Source organism: Brevundimonas halotolerans (assembly GCF_003730275.1).
Classification (GTDB): domain Bacteria; phylum Pseudomonadota; class Alphaproteobacteria; order Caulobacterales; family Caulobacteraceae; genus Brevundimonas; species Brevundimonas halotolerans.
This window is the reverse complement of record NZ_QTTA01000019.1, coordinates 84,707-98,863: the sequence shown is the minus strand read 5'-3', so window position 1 is coordinate 98,863 and position 14,157 is coordinate 84,707. Positions and strand designations below refer to the sequence as shown.

The window sequence follows — 14,157 nt, the reverse complement described above, 5'->3', positions numbered from 1 at the left end:
CCATGCTAACCGCGCCGCAGCATGAGCACGTCCCCTCCGACACCCCCGATCGACCGCATTCGCAATTTCTCTGTGGTCGCCCATATTGATCATGGGAAATCAACGCTTTCCGACCGGTTGATTCAGTTCACGGGGGGGCTGACGGCGCGGGAGATGCGCGAGCAGGTCCTGGACAATATGGAGATCGAGCAGGAGCGCGGGATCACCATCAAGGCCCAGACCGTCCGGCTGAACTACAAGGCGAAGGACGGGCTGGACTACGTCCTGAACCTGATGGACACGCCGGGCCACGTCGATTTCGCCTATGAGGTCAGCCGCAGCCTCGCCGCCTGCGAGGGCTCGATCCTGGTGGTCGACGCGTCGCAGGGGGTCGAGGCCCAGACCCTCGCGAACGTCTACCAGGCCATCGACAACAACCACGAGATCGTGCCGGTCCTCAACAAGATCGACCTGCCCGCCGCCGAGCCCGAGCGGGTCCGCGAACAGATCGAGGATGTGATCGGCATCGACGCCTCCGAGGCCGTCCTGTGCTCGGCCAAGTCCGGCATCGGCATCGAGGATGTGCTGGAAGCCATCGTCACCCGCCTGCCCGCCCCCAGGGGCGACGCAAACGCCCCGCTGAAGGCCATGCTGGTCGACGCCTGGTACGACCCCTACCTCGGCGTGATCCTGCTGGTCCGGGTCTTCGACGGCCACCTGCGCGCCGGCCAGCGGGTGAAGTTCATGCAGAACGGCTCGACCCATCTGGTCGACCGTGTCGGCGTCTTCCTGCCCAAGAATACCCCGGTCGAGAGCCTCGGCCCGGGCGAGGTCGGCTTCATCACCGCCCAGATCAAGGAAGTCGCCCACGCCGCCGTCGGCGACACCATCACGGATGAAAAGCGCCCCACCGACACCCCGCTCAAGGGCTTCAAGGAAGTCCAGTCGGTGGTGTTCTGCGGCCTGTTCCCGATCGATGCGGCCGATTTCGAGGATCTGCGCGCCGCCATCGGCCGCCTGCGCCTGAACGACGCCTCCTTCACCTATGAGATGGAATCCAGTGCCGCCCTTGGCTTCGGCTTCCGCTGCGGCTTCCTCGGCCTGCTGCACCTCGAGATCATTCAGGAGCGCCTCAGCCGCGAGTTCAACCTCGACCTGATCGCGACCGCCCCCTCGGTGGTCTACAAGATCGGCCTCAGGGACGGCACCGAGATCGACCTGCACAACCCGGCCGACCTGCCCGACGTCATGCAGATCGACACCATCAGTGAGCCGTGGATCAAGGCCACCATCCTGACGCCCGACGAATACCTCGGCGGGGTGATCAAGCTGTGTCAGGACCGCCGCGGCCAGCAGGTGGAGCTCAGCTACGTCGGCGCCCGCGCCCTGGTGGTCTATGAGCTGCCGCTGAACGAAGTGGTGTTCGACTTCTACGACCGGCTGAAGTCGATCTCGAAGGGCTATGCCAGCTTCGATTACGAGCTGACCGACTACAAGGTCGGCGATCTGGTCAAGATGAACATCCTCGTCAATGCCGAGCCGGTCGACGCCCTCTCGATGCTGGTCCACCGGGGCCGCGCCGAGACCCGCGGCCGCGGCATGGTCGAGAAGATGAAGGAGCTGATCCCGCCCCACATGTTCCAGATCCCGATCCAGGCGGCCATCGGCGGCAAGATCATTGCCCGCGAAACCGTCCGCGCCCTGCGCAAGGACGTGACCTCGAAATGCTACGGCGGCGACGCCACCCGCAAGAAGAAGCTGCTGGAGAAGCAAAAGGCCGGCAAGAAGCGCATGCGCCAGTTCGGCAAGGTCGACATCCCGCAGGAAGCCTTCATCGCGGCGCTGAAGATGGATGAGGATTGAGTGGCGTAGCGCGGCAGGCGCTACTCCGGGTCTGCACCTCGTGCTTCGACGATCGCTCGCTCTCCGGTAAGAAGTTGGCGGACGTGGTCCGCGCGGATTAGCCTTTCCTTGCGGTTGTTAACGCCTTCCCTCGCAGCAAGAATGTAAGGCTGGGGAGCGTCATCTGCGAAGGCTTTAATATCAGCCTGCCAGCTTTCAAGAAGAGTCTTTCCCTCACGCTTCGCCCTTGATAGCTCGACCACCAGCGTGAAGAGATTGGCTTTACGAAGCCAGAATGGCGGCAGCTCTTGAATTTCAAGTACTAGGCCAGACGCACCGTCGATCCAACTGTAAACTTCATCCCGGTTTTCGATGCTATCCTTGTAGCGCTCCAGATTTGGCTTTACCTTGTCATTCCGGTCATAGTACCCGTCCAACACTGACGATATTACGTTTAGCGTGAACATGAGCGCCACTTTCCGTGCCATCTCATAGGAGGTGAACGCGCCCGACTCTCCAATCAAAGATATATAGTATTCGTCACGCTTTTTCCCAGCCCACTCGATAAAATCATCGCTGACATTCGGGTTTAGTCGCAGATCAGGGCGCTCTAGCTCCTCATCGGCAAAGTCGACCCTCATGTCGCCACTCATATATTGCGCCAGCAACATCATTTCGGATGCGCCGTATTCGGAGGCCAGTTTCTCAATCAGCGACAGAGCATAGAATGTTCGGTTGACGCGCTTGAAAACTTCTCTTACCCGCTCGTCATCATGACGCGCTTCAAAATCAATAACCGGCACCTCGTATGTTAGGAAATTCGATTTCTCATTCGCTGTAAGATCGCGGAAATGGCGGCCCTTAACTTCTAGCTCATTGTTTACATAGCTGAGTATAGCATTGAGCCTTTGCTGACCATCCACGACGCACTGCTGCGCCCTGAGCGTATCGACATCGATATCCCCCTTGGCAAAAAACACCTGCGGAAACGGGTAACCCGAAAGTATGGTGTCTATAAATTCCTTTTTATGAGTCTCTCGCCAAACAAGATTTCTCTGGAAGTATGGGGAAAGTATGAGCTTCCCATCCTTGAGGTCATTCACTATGTTTACGATCTGTATGGATCGCACTGTGTATTTTGACATTCACGCTGCTCCAGGGTTCTTTATTTTTGCGATGAAGTACTCTTCGTCTCCATATACCGAGATACTAATTTTTGAAAAAATCGTAATGTACTTATTGCTCAGATCAGACGAAACGCTCAATATATTATTCCTCGCGTCGCAATCCGGCATTAAGTCAGGCCTAACAATGCCTCTGTTGAAGGCGTAAGAACGAAAGCTCTTATACACCTCAGAAGCCGGCCTAGACTCATGTGGCAAGAAGCTGGTCTGATCGCGAAAATACTTCGTCGCTCTAGCACTACATAGAAGCAACTCTCGAAACAAATCTCGATCAATTACCGCTAGATCTAGATCAGACTCACCCACTGCAAACGGCCGGCCCTCCACAAAACTTTTCCCCGTGAAAGCTGACCCCGTGAGCATCACGGCCCTAGCGGGCACATGTAAGGCTCGGCTAACTTCATCGTATATGTCGAATAGGTGATCGCGGAAATCGCGATGAACGTAGGGCTCCGTGGATAGAGCGAAAATATCTTCCTTGGTAAATTGCTCTCGTCCGTAAAGCCGCATTCGTCCCCCCTCAAAACTCGGCTCGCCAGACCGTCGCTTCCAACTTGACCGATGATTCTAGCGGCGGCGGCAGCACGAACAGCCCCGGCGACGACGATAAGTCGTGCACCCTGTAAAGCCGCCAGACACCGGGCTCTTCGCGAGAGACCTCGCGTTCAGTTCTCGTCAGAAAGAAGGGTGTCGTGCGCGGGCCATTGGTGGCCTTCACTTCGATCTTCCGCGGCGCGCCATCCGTTCGGAAGCTAAGAATGTCGTAGCCGACCCCGTCACCTTTATCGCGGGCCGTCCACTCAACCTTCTCGGCGAGTCTTGGATAGCCGGCTTCGGTCAGGCGGCGCCGTTCGTGATTGAAGACGATCTCCTCGCCCACCACCCCGAGACGCCGGTTTCGAGTGTCTCGCGCCGCGTGGTCGTATTTGCGGGCGATACGCTCAAGCAGGGGTTTGACGGGCTTGGGCTCTTGAGCTCTGGAGGGCGGCGGACCTTCGATCAGCTCGGGCACGGCGGCCGGGGCAACCGTCTTGTCGCTGTCGTCCGCCCAAAGAGGATTGCGATCAAGGAAGCGCTCCACCGCATCGACGAGTGATCCCTGATACCGGTCGTTCGGCGCAAAGCCCCGCATCCAGTCCATATCCAGATCAATGAGGACAGCGGAAATGTTCATGCGCTTTCGCTCAATTGAGCCCTTGTTCCGGCCCGTCAGGGATTGGAGCTCGCGGTTGCGCTCAAGGCGATTGACCTTTTCACCCGCCTTCACACGCCCGAACATGTCGAAGTAGTCAGCGACGATCAGATCGTTCTGCCAGTCGGCCCAATCGCTTCGCGGTACTGGCGAGGTCTCCATTTCGGGCCTTTGTGACGACGAAGGAATCGCGCTTCGCGCAGATACTGTCGGCAGACGCGCCCGAATGACAAGGGCGGCTAGAGCCCGGCGACCATCCGAATGAACAGCACAACCTGCGCCGCCGTGCCCAGCGTCAGCAGCCCCACCAAGATCCACTCTGTCCTGTCGCGTTTCATAGCGTGCCCCTCGCATGGCCCGGGCGCCAGCCCGTTCAAACAACCTAGCCTGGTATTTGATTAATCGCTATCGTTGCGCGTCAACCGACTCGCGCCGTTGCGCGAGCCTATCCATGGACGCCACACCGTGAATTCTTACCGTCCTCTGGCGGGGCTCCAGAGCATGAGAGTCCTCGTCGCCTGCGAATACAGCGGCACGGTCCGCAATGCGTTTCTGGCCATGGGGCACGACGCATGGTCATGCGACCTGTTGCCGAGCGAGGACGGGTCCAACCGGCATATCGTTGGGGATGCCAGAGACCTCCTAAATGATGGGTGGGACCTGCTGATGGTCGCACACCCGCCTTGCACGAGATTATGCAATTCGGGTGTGCGATGGCTGACGAAACCGCCTCCCGGCAAGACCAAGGAAGAGATGTGGCGCGAGTTGGAGGAAGGCGCGTCGCTGTTCTCGGACTTTTGGAATGCCCCGATCGATCGCATCGCCATCGAGAACCCGGTCATGCACAAACACGCCAAGGCCCGGATCGCGAATTTCGAAGAGTTCGCTCAGAGCATTCAGCCTTGGCAGTTCGGGCACGGCGAGACCAAGCGGACCTGTCTGTGGCTGAAGAACCTACCGCCACTGGTGCCGACGAACATCGTGGATGGGCGGGCGCCAAGAGTTCACCGGATGCCGCCTTCTGCGGATCGATGGAAGGAGCGGTCGCGCTTCTATCCTGGGATTGCGAAGGCCATGGCCGAACAATGGACCGAGGCGGCCATGGTGGAAGCCGCGTAACGACGGTCTACGTCCGATCCTGACGCAGGGGCCCTCTATCCTGCGCCGCATGGATATGACCCTGCCCCCGGCTGTGCCTCTGCCGGATCCGCCGAAGGCGGATCGGCCGGCGCATTATCGACTGTCGACCGAGACCTGGATGCTGATCCTGAAGGAGTATCGGGAGGGGGCGACGGCACCCTTTCTGGCCAGCAAGTGGCGGGTGTCGGAGCATGCGGTGCGGCGGCGCATCACCATGCACGGGGCGACCAAGCGCGAGTGGGGCGACAGTCAGGCGATCGCCATGGCCACGGCGCGCGAGGCCGAGCTGGAGGAAGCGCGACGGAACAGCCCCGAGGCGGTGGCGGCGCGTCTGTTCGCGGGCCTGCCCATGCCCTCGGATGAGGGGGAGGTGGACGGCGGCGAGGACCCGGCGGCGCTGGCGCGGATGGCGATGCTGGCGTCGGGGCGGGCCATGCGCGGGCGGCTGTGGGCCGAGGCGCGGGCGCTGGGGGCGCTGGCGGAAACCTATCAGCGGCTGGCAGCGCGGGAGGGGGAGGACTCGGGCGCGGGAGCCTCGGGCAGCGGCGGCGTGCGGGGGGCGGCGCTGACGCCGGAGACGGCGCCGCTGGCGCTGGTGCATGCCATTCTGATGATGGATGCGGAGGCGAAGTCCGAGCGGTTCCGGATGGACCCGGATGCCGGGGAAGCTCAGCCAGACTATACGATCAAGCGGGCCTATTGGCGGGACTGGAAGGAAAAGGGCGACTGGCTGCGGGGCGTGGCGTTCCGGCGGCAGGCGCTGGAGGCGCGGGTGGAGGCGCTGGAAGCGGCGCTGATCGAGGCGGGCCTGCCGCTGCCGGAGGAGCATTCGGCGCGGCGGGCGGCGCGGCTGGCGGAGGACTGAGGCGGAGCCGGGTGCCCTCCCCCTCTCGCCATTCGCGGGCGGGCGGGGTAGGTCACTGCCCTTTCCGGTTTTGCAGTACAGGACGGCTCTCATGACCGCCTCTCCGACTCCCGCCTTTTCGCCGCTGAACGACCTTGAGATGCTGCTGATGGCGGCCAGCTCGGGCGGGGCCGATGAACGCGCGGCCTTTGAGGCGGCGGTGCCGGCCTCGAAGCTGTGGGCCGTGGTCGCCGAGGAGGATGCGGCGACGGATACGCTGCGTCTGCGGACGGTGACGCCGAAGGACGGCCGCCCGGCGACGGCGATCTTTACCGCGAAGGAGCGGGCGCTGGCGGTGTTCGGGGAGCATGCGGCGGCCGAGGCCTTTGACGGGCGGGCGCTGCTGGAGGTGATCCGGGTCAATCCGGCGGTGCTGAACCCGGGCCAGCCCTATGGGGTGTCGTGGCCGCCGGCGGCCCTGTCGGCGATGATCGGCCAGAGCCTGCCCGAGGCCGGGGCGCGCTGGCCGACCCATCTGGCCGTGCCGAAGGAGACGCCCGAGGGGCTGGTCGAGGGGCTGACGCGCGCGTTTTCTGCCGATCCGTCGGTCAAGGCGGCGTGGCTGGCGCTGGCGCGCTGGTCGGACAGCGAGACGGCGGGCTTTTATCTGGATGTGCGGATGCCGCAGGGCGAGGCGCAGCTGCCGGGCCTGATGGAGCGGGCGCTGAAGGGTGTGATGCTGGATGCTCGGCTGGATGCAGGGGTGCGCACGCCCGAGGCACCGGCCGGCATCGGGCTGGAGATCGTGGCGCCGCGGGATTGATCGCAGGGCCTCAGTATTTTCGTCATATGCCCGTTGACCGGACCCGGAGCCTGCCTTATGGGTCCGCGCCTTCCCGGACGATATGTCTCTGATGTGTCGGCCCGAGAGCCCAGGTGGCGGAATTGGTAGACGCGCTGGCTTCAGGTGCCAGTGATCGAAAGGTCGTGGAGGTTCGAGTCCTCTCCTGGGCACCAATTCTTCGAAACGGCGCTGCATCCTGACGATGCGGCGCCGTTCGTTTATGGTCCATTCGCAAGTCAACAGGCGGGACGCATGACAGTACATCTGCACAGGGGCGATCTGCCCGACGGTCTGGACCTCGGCGCCGTGGTGGCGGTCGATTCCGAGACCATGGGCCTGCGCTATCGCCGCGATCCGCTGTGCGTGGTGCAGCTGTCGGCCGGGGACGGGGACGCCCATCTGGTCCAGCTGGACCGCGACGCCTATGACTGTCCGAACCTGAAGCGGCTGCTGACGGACCCGCAGGTGCTCAAGATCTTCCACTTTGGCCGGTTCGACATCGCCATGTTCCAGCTGTGGCTGGGGGTGGAGACGCGGCCGGTGTACTGCACCAAGATCGCCTCCAAGCTGGCGCGCACCTATACCGACCGGCACGGTCTGAAGGATGTCGTGCGCGAGCTGGCGGGGGTGGACCTGTCCAAGGCGCAGCAGAGCTCGGACTGGGGGGCGGAGACGCTCAGCCAGGCGCAGCAGGACTATGCGGCGGCGGACGTGCTGTACCTGCATGCGGTGCGCGAGCGGCTGGACGCCATGCTGGCACGCGAGGGCCGCACGGGGCTGGCGGCGCAACTGTTCGACTTCCTGCCCGTGCGGGCCCGGCTGGACCTGGACGGCTGGGAAGACACCGACATCTTCGCCCATACCTGAATGACCGACACGCCCCCGCCCGTGGATCCGACGTCGCCGACGGCCGCCAAGGCCCGGCACTGGCGCGCCCATTCGCGGCGGGTGATGCTGTTCCGGCGGGTGCTGCCGGTGGTGATCCTTCTGCTGGCCGGGGGGACAGTGGCGTGGATCGTGCTGCGCTCGGCCATTTCGGACGCCGAACGCCGGGCCGAGCAGCGCAGCGACGTGGCGCTGGATAATGCCCTCTACTACGGACAGGACGATCAGGGGCGCTCGTTCGTGATCGGGGCCAAGGGCGTGGTGCGGGTGCCGGAGACCGGCCATCTGCGTCTGGTCGGGCCGGTGCTGCGTCTCAATCTGGGCGGGGCCAGGGTCACCGAGATGACCGCCGACGGCGGCACCTATGACGAGGCCTCACGTCGCGTCATCATCGGGCCGAATGTACGGATTTCGGACGGCGGGTCGGGCTTTGTCCTGACCACGCCCGAAGCCGTGGTCGACACCCGCACCGGCGTGGTGACAGGCGACAAGGGCGTGCAGGGCACCGGACCGCTTGGCACCATGGCCGCGACGTCCTATGTCATCCGCGACCAGGGCGAGAGCATCGAGTTTCGCGGCACGGTCGAGAACAAGGTTCGCGGCACCATCAACCCCGCGTCCTCCCGGAGATAAGGTCGGCCATGACCCGTTCCAGCAAGCTGTCCCTGACCGTCGCGGTCGCCCTGGCGTTCAGCCTGACCCTGCCCGGCACCGGCGTGTCGCAGGACCCGTCCGACGATCCGGTCATGTATACGGGCATCGTCTTCAGCTACACGCCCAACGGCTTTGCCCTGGACGGCGAGGCCGAGATCCTGCAGGGCGACAACCGGCTGCGCGCCAACCGGATCGAGGCCTTCACCAATGACAACTCCGACCTGTCGCGGGTCGAGGCGTCGGGCGAGGTGTTCTTTGTCACGCCCACCCAGACCCTGCGCGGCGACCGGGCGGTCTATAATCTGCAGTCGGCCGAGGTGGTGCTGACCGGCAATGTCATCGTCACGCAAGGCCGCAATGTCATGACCGGCAGCCGGCTGGTCTATAATGTCCGCACCGAAAGCGCCCGGATGGAAGGCGCGCCGACGCCCGCCGGCAACCGGGTGCAGGGGGTCTTTTATCCCAACGGCACCACCCCGCCGGACCAGGCTGACTGATCCCCGGTGGCGCGCAAGGAACTCTCGGCCCTCAATCTGGATGAACGGCCCAAGGCGGCCGCGAAGGTCGTTGCGCCGAAGGCCGCCGAGCCGGACCGGGGGCTGAAGGCGCGGCATCTGGCCCGGTCGTTCGGCAAGCGGCAGGTGGTGCGCGACGTGTCGATCACCGTGCAGCGCGGCGAGGTCGCGGGCCTGCTGGGGCCGAACGGCGCGGGCAAGACCACCTGCTTCTATATGATCACCGGCCTGATCCCGGCGGATTCCGGCACCATCACCCTCGACGGCGAGGATCTGACGCCCCAGCCCATGTACCAGCGCGCGCGCATGGGTCTGGGCTATCTGGCGCAGGAGGCGTCGATCTTTCGCGGCATGACGGTCGAGGAGAACGTCCGCGCCGTCGTCGAACTGCACAAGACCGGCGCCACCGCCATCCGCGAGGAAACCGACCGCCTGCTGGACGAGCTGAGCGTCGGCCATCTGAAGGATGCCCCGGCCGCGGCCCTGTCGGGCGGCGAACGTCGCCGCGTCGAGATCGCCCGGGCGCTGGCCGGCGACCCGGCCTTCATGCTGCTGGACGAACCCTTTGCCGGCATCGACCCCCTGGCCATCGCCGACATCCGCCAGGTGATCCGCTATCTGGCCGAGCGGGGCATCGGCGTGTTGATCACCGACCACAATGTCCGCGAGACGCTGGACATCATCGACCGCGCCGCGATCATCTCGGCCGGCGAGGTGCTGTTCGAAGGCACCGCCGCCGAAATCGTCGCCAACCCCGACGTCCGCCGGGTGTATCTGGGCGATATGTACGGCTAGTGGTTCGGACGGCCTGCTCGGACCGATCCTCGGATCAAGTCCGAGGATGACGGGGACCTCGGGCAAAGACGTTCATCACAGCGGACACAACGAGGGCACAGCGAACACAACGGGGCCGGTGCGTGTGGTGGAGGCGCCGACTGACAATGTGTCTCTTCTCCCGATGGGAGAAGGTGGCGCGTGAGCGCCGGATGAGGGTCGGTGGTCTCGGTCGGCGAAGGCCGTAGCAATGCCGGTGCGACGGCTCACGCCGAAGGATATGGAGAGACCCTCACCCCAACCCCTCTCCCAACGGAGAGGGGATCAGAGACGGCCTGCTCGCACTGATTCTCGGAGATGAAGAAGAGGGTGGGCGGCGCGTCTTCGCGCTCCGTTAACCTCGACGGCGACATGATGCCTGCAGCAAGTTTCGGGCCACGGTGTCCGAACGGGGTTCGGTGGGGACGGTTGCGGTGATCGGTCAGAGACTGGAGATCAGGCAGGGCCAGGGGCTGGTGATCACGCCCCAGCTGCAGCAGGCTATCAAGCTGCTGCAACTGTCGAACCAGGAGCTGGAGGCGTTTGTCGAGGCCGAACTGGAGCGCAATCCGCTGCTGAAGCGCGATGAGGAGGCCGACATCCCCGGCGAGGCGGTCGGCGAGACCTCGGCCGATAGTCCGAATGACCCCCATGCCGAGCTGAGCTTTGACGAGGCGCGCCCGGATGCCGCTGAACAGGCCATGGATACGCGCGCCGACGATGTCTATGACGCCAGCCCCGGCGAGCGGGCGACCGAAGGTGCGGGCGGCGGCGGCGACGAGGCCCAGCCCGGGCTGTCGGACTGGTCGCGCACGGGCAAGGGTGGCCCCGTCCCCGAGGGCGAGGGGATGGAGCGGGCCGACAGCCGCGAACTGACCCTGTGGGAGCATCTGCAGGCCCAGCTGTCGGGCACGCCGTTGAACGCGGCCGACCGGGCCATTGGTCTGGCCCTGATCGAAATGGTCGATGACCATGGATACCTGCGCGGCGATCTGGCCGAGGTGGCCGACCGGCTGGGCTGCGGCATCGACCGGGTCGAGGCGGTGCTGGCCGTCTGTCACGGGTTCGAGCCGACCGGTATCATGGCGCGCTCGGTGCCCGAATGCCTGAAGCTGCAACTGGTCGAGCGCAACCGGTTCGATCCGGCCATGGCGGCGCTGCTGGACAATCTGGAGCTATTGGCGCGGCACAATCTGTCGGCCCTGCGCAGCGCTTGCGGCGTCGACGCCGAGGACCTGTCCGAGATGATTTCCGAGCTGAAGGCCCTGACGCCCCGCCCGGGCGCGGGCTTTGGCGGCGAGCCGGCCCAGACGGTGATCCCCGATGTACTGGTGCGGCCCGACCCGGCCGGCGGCTGGCGGATCGAGCTGAACGCCGACACCCTGCCCCGACTGCTGGTCGACAAGCGCTATCACGGGGTGGTGTCGGCCGGTGCCCGGTCGGACACGGAAAAGACCTTCGTCGCCGACTGCGCGGCCCAGGCCAACTGGCTGGTCAAATCGCTGGACCAGCGGGCCAAGACCATCCTGAAGGTGTCGTCCGAGATCATTCGCCAGCAGGACGCCTTTTTTGCCTTTGGCGTCGAGTTCCTGAGGCCGCTGAATCTGAAGACGGTGGCCGATGCGATCGGCATGCATGAGTCGACCGTCAGCCGCGTTACCTCGAACAAATATATGGCGACGCCGCGCGGGGTGTTCGAACTGAAATTCTTCTTCACCTCGGCGATCCAGTCGGTCGACGGCCAGTCCAGCCACTCGGCCGAAGCCGTCCGTCACCGGATCAAGTCGATGATCGACCACGAAGGACGAGACGGCGACGTTTTGTCCGACGACCGGATCGTCGAATTGCTGAATCAGGCGGGCATCGATATTGCCCGCCGGACAGTGGCGAAATATCGCGAAGCCCTGCGAATTCCGTCGTCTGTCGAGCGCAAGCGGCGTCTGAAAACCGGTTAACCGCGTCTGCTTGGGCGACCACAAAAATGTGAAGTCCGTTGACACCGAACGGCTTCGGTCGCGTTCTATCTCCTATGCAAGTCCAAGTCAGCGGTAAGCACGTGGATGTCGGCGAAGCGTTAGGCTCGCGCATCTCCCAGGAACTCAACGAGGGAGTCGGCAAATACTTTGAACGCGGCGGACAGGATGCCGAGGTTGTGGTGTCCAAGGACGGTCCCGGGTTCAAGGTCGATTGCTGGGTCCGGCTGGCGTCAGGCCAGAGTCTGGTCACCACCGGGCATGGGAGCGATGCCCACAGTGCCTTTTCCGATTCACTCGACAAGCTGGAAAAACGCGTCCGGCGCTACAAGCGGCGGCTGAAGGATCACCACGCCGGGCCCAAGGGCCTGTCGCCCGAGAAGACGGAGATGGCGGCCGCAGAGGTGGCGCGCATGACCGTCTTCCGCAATCTCGACGATACGGATGACGACGACTTTGCCGATGTGGGCAAGGCCGAGGGCGAGGCGCCGGCCGGTCTGGTCATCGCCGAGACCGAATCCGAACTGCGCACCCTGACCGTTGGCCAGGCGGTGCTGGAGCTGGACATGAGCGGCTACCCCGTCGTCGTGTTCAAGAATGCCGCCCATGGCGGCGTGGCCGTGGTCTATCGCCGGCCCGATGGCAACATCGGCTGGGTCGACCCCCGCCGGACAAGTTCACAGAACGGACACGGTTCGGTAAACGGTTCAGCGGTATAAGGCCTTTAAGGGGCCGCAAGTCGGGCCTAGAGGGCTGACGCCTTTCGGGTCCACAGTTGCGTAGTTCGGGGATGAGTATGGAAATCGGAGATCTGGTCAGCCGGGACGGTATCGTCCTGCGCGGAAGTGTCTCGTCCAAACGTCAGGCCCTGCAGGCGGTGGCGGATGCCGCTGCCCATGTGCTGGGCCATGCGGATGCCGCCCCCCTTATGGATGCCCTGATGGAGCGCGAAGCGCTGGGCTCGACCGGGGTCGGCTCGGGCGTGGCCCTTCCCCATGCGCGGCACCGGGATGTGGACCATGTGTTCGCCGTTCTGGTGCGGCTGGAGACGCCGATCGCGTTTGATGCCGTCGACGATCGACCGGTCGACATCCTGTTTGGTCTGTTCGCGCCGCCCAGCGATGGCGCCGGGCATCTGCGGGCCCTGGCTGCGGCCTCACGCGCGCTGCGCTCGCCGGACCTGCAGCAACGCCTGCGTCAGGCCGACAGCCGCGATACCCTGCATGCGCTGCTGGTCCGTCAGATCGTATCGACGGCGGCCTGAGGCCTGCTGCTTCAGCCAAGGGTCAGCAACCCCTTCCCGCTCATCCCCGCGGAAGCGGGGACCCAGTGTTTTGGCTTACCCTGCCCCTACCCCGGCCCGCTGCCAGCTATCCCGATCACCCTTTGCAAGGAAGAGCTGGGTCCCCGCTTCCGCGGGGATGAGCGGACTTAATGAAGGTGCGACCTGGCCGAGCTCCAGTCTGATCTCGAGTTCAGTGAACCGAGACCGGCTCCAGCTCGTGGGCCACGGCGGCGGCAAAGGCGCTTTCCCGGTCGGCCATGACGGCCAGACGCTCGCCGTCGGCGCTGTGCACCGCATACAGGGTCTGGCGCGGGTCCAGCCGGATGGGCGGCTGATCCGGATCGGTCGCGCCGGCGACCTCGTCCATGATTTCGGACGCGGCCACCTCACGCACATAGACCAGATCGGGCGCACCCAGATCGGCAAAGGCCTTGTCCGTCATGTCGTCGGTCGTCATCACCTGAAGTGGGCTCCTGAAACGCGGGTATGAAGGGTCAACGCGTGACCCCGGAAAGTGGCTCCGATGGGATCGGAGGCGGGACCAGCCTATCAGCGGGTCGTGATGGGAATACGGCGGGTCTGGGACACCTGTTCGGGCCGCAGAAGGTCGACGTGCAAAAGGCCGTGCTCCAGAGAGGCCTCCTCGACCTCAAGGCCATCGGCCAGCACGAAGGTCCTCAGAAACCCCCGCGCCGCGATGCCACGGTGCAGATAGGCATTCTCGGCCCCCCCCTTGTCGCCGCCGTCGCGCTTGCCAGAAATGGTCAGCTGGCGACCCTCGAGCGTGATCGACAGATCGTCGGGCGCGAAGCCGGCCACGGCCAGGGTGATGCGAACGGCGGCCTCTCCGCGCTGCTCGACATTATAGGGAGGATAGGCCTCGGAGGCCGCCCGCGCCGCCCGGTCGATCAGACTGCGGGTATGGTCAAAGCCCAGCAGAAACGGGCTGTCGAACAGGACTGTACGCGTGGTCATCCGGCCCTCCTGAAAGCGACCCTTGATGCGGA

The 14,157-nt window shown here is 64.3% G+C and carries 15 protein-coding genes and 1 tRNA gene; 12 read left to right on the top strand and 4 right to left on the bottom strand.

Annotated elements, in window-relative coordinates; all coding sequences use genetic code 11:
• Nucleotides 1–21 precede the first annotated feature (21 nt).
• Nucleotides 22–1,842 carry a translation elongation factor 4 gene (gene lepA, locus EG854_RS09395; protein WP_123287855.1) on the top strand — a complete coding sequence of 607 codons (1,821 nt, stop codon included), beginning with the start codon at nucleotides 22–24 and terminating at the stop codon, nucleotides 1,840–1,842.
• A 20-nt stretch (nucleotides 1,843–1,862) separates the two neighbouring features.
• Here lepA and EG854_RS09390 read toward each other — a convergent pair whose 3' ends face one another.
• Both EG854_RS09390 and EG854_RS09385 read right to left on the bottom strand, forming a co-directional pair.
• A complete protein-coding gene (locus tag EG854_RS09390) occupies nucleotides 1,863–2,924 on the bottom strand; it encodes a DUF262 domain-containing protein (protein ID WP_164461986.1) in 1,062 nt (353 codons plus the stop codon).
• Nucleotides 2,925–3,525: 601 nt separating this feature from the next.
• Entirely contained in the window at nucleotides 3,526–4,359 is an 834-nt protein-coding gene (locus tag EG854_RS09385) for a protein NO VEIN domain-containing protein (RefSeq protein ID WP_123287853.1), read from the bottom strand.
• 339 nt (nucleotides 4,360–4,698) lie between these two features.
• On the opposite strand from EG854_RS09385, the gene EG854_RS09380 reads away from it, so the two are divergent.
• From EG854_RS09380 to EG854_RS09330, 11 genes are all read left to right on the top strand, one after another.
• On the top strand, nucleotides 4,699–5,316 hold the full coding sequence (locus tag EG854_RS09380; protein WP_123287852.1) for a hypothetical protein: 618 nt from the start codon (nucleotides 4,699–4,701) through the stop codon (nucleotides 5,314–5,316).
• A 55-nt stretch (nucleotides 5,317–5,371) separates the two neighbouring features.
• Nucleotides 5,372–6,202, top strand: a complete 831-nt coding sequence (locus EG854_RS09375) for a hypothetical protein (protein ID WP_164461985.1) — start codon at nucleotides 5,372–5,374, stop codon at nucleotides 6,200–6,202.
• Nucleotides 6,203–6,293: 91 nt separating this feature from the next.
• Nucleotides 6,294–7,004 (top strand): enhanced serine sensitivity protein SseB C-terminal domain-containing protein, encoded by a 711-nt coding sequence (locus EG854_RS09370; protein WP_123287850.1) that lies wholly within the window; start codon nucleotides 6,294–6,296, stop codon nucleotides 7,002–7,004.
• 107 nt (nucleotides 7,005–7,111) lie between these two features.
• Nucleotides 7,112–7,198: transfer RNA gene (locus EG854_RS09365), tRNA-Leu, on the top strand.
• A 79-nt stretch (nucleotides 7,199–7,277) separates the two neighbouring features.
• Nucleotides 7,278–7,892: a ribonuclease D gene (locus EG854_RS09360; RefSeq protein ID WP_123287849.1), complete on the top strand. Its 615-nt coding sequence runs from the start codon at nucleotides 7,278–7,280 to the stop codon at nucleotides 7,890–7,892.
• Nucleotides 7,893–8,543: an LPS export ABC transporter periplasmic protein LptC gene (gene lptC / locus EG854_RS09355; protein ID WP_123287848.1), complete on the top strand. Its 651-nt coding sequence runs from the start codon at nucleotides 7,893–7,895 to the stop codon at nucleotides 8,541–8,543. It abuts the gene before it with no gap.
• Between the two features lie 8 nt (nucleotides 8,544–8,551).
• Nucleotides 8,552–9,061 (top strand): LptA/OstA family protein, encoded by a 510-nt coding sequence (locus tag EG854_RS09350; RefSeq protein ID WP_123287847.1) that lies wholly within the window; start codon nucleotides 8,552–8,554, stop codon nucleotides 9,059–9,061.
• Nucleotides 9,062–9,163: 102 nt separating this feature from the next.
• A complete protein-coding gene (gene lptB, locus EG854_RS09345; protein WP_260155265.1) occupies nucleotides 9,164–9,874 on the top strand; it encodes an LPS export ABC transporter ATP-binding protein in 711 nt (236 codons plus the stop codon).
• A 452-nt stretch (nucleotides 9,875–10,326) separates the two neighbouring features.
• Complete coding sequence (gene rpoN / locus EG854_RS09340) at nucleotides 10,327–11,847, top strand: RNA polymerase factor sigma-54 (RefSeq protein WP_123287946.1); 1,521 nt, start codon at nucleotides 10,327–10,329, stop codon at nucleotides 11,845–11,847.
• Nucleotides 11,848–11,921: 74 nt separating this feature from the next.
• On the top strand, nucleotides 11,922–12,584 hold the full coding sequence (gene hpf, locus EG854_RS09335) for a ribosome hibernation-promoting factor, HPF/YfiA family (RefSeq protein ID WP_123287845.1): 663 nt from the start codon (nucleotides 11,922–11,924) through the stop codon (nucleotides 12,582–12,584).
• 71 nt (nucleotides 12,585–12,655) lie between these two features.
• Nucleotides 12,656–13,129, top strand: a complete 474-nt coding sequence (locus EG854_RS09330; RefSeq protein ID WP_338133585.1) for a PTS sugar transporter subunit IIA — start codon at nucleotides 12,656–12,658, stop codon at nucleotides 13,127–13,129.
• Between the two features lie 211 nt (nucleotides 13,130–13,340).
• On the opposite strand, the gene EG854_RS09325 is transcribed toward EG854_RS09330, so the two are convergent.
• Together EG854_RS09325 and EG854_RS09320 are read right to left on the bottom strand one after the other, a co-directional pair.
• Nucleotides 13,341–13,607, bottom strand: coding sequence for a DUF1150 family protein (locus tag EG854_RS09325; protein ID WP_123287843.1), 267 nt, complete (start codon nucleotides 13,605–13,607; stop codon nucleotides 13,341–13,343).
• A 92-nt stretch (nucleotides 13,608–13,699) separates the two neighbouring features.
• The gene (locus tag EG854_RS09320; RefSeq protein WP_123287945.1) at nucleotides 13,700–14,125 is read right to left on the bottom strand and encodes an Hsp20 family protein; all 426 of its coding nucleotides are present in this window, start codon (nucleotides 14,123–14,125) and stop codon (nucleotides 13,700–13,702) included.
• Between the last annotated feature and the right edge of the window lie 32 nt (nucleotides 14,126–14,157).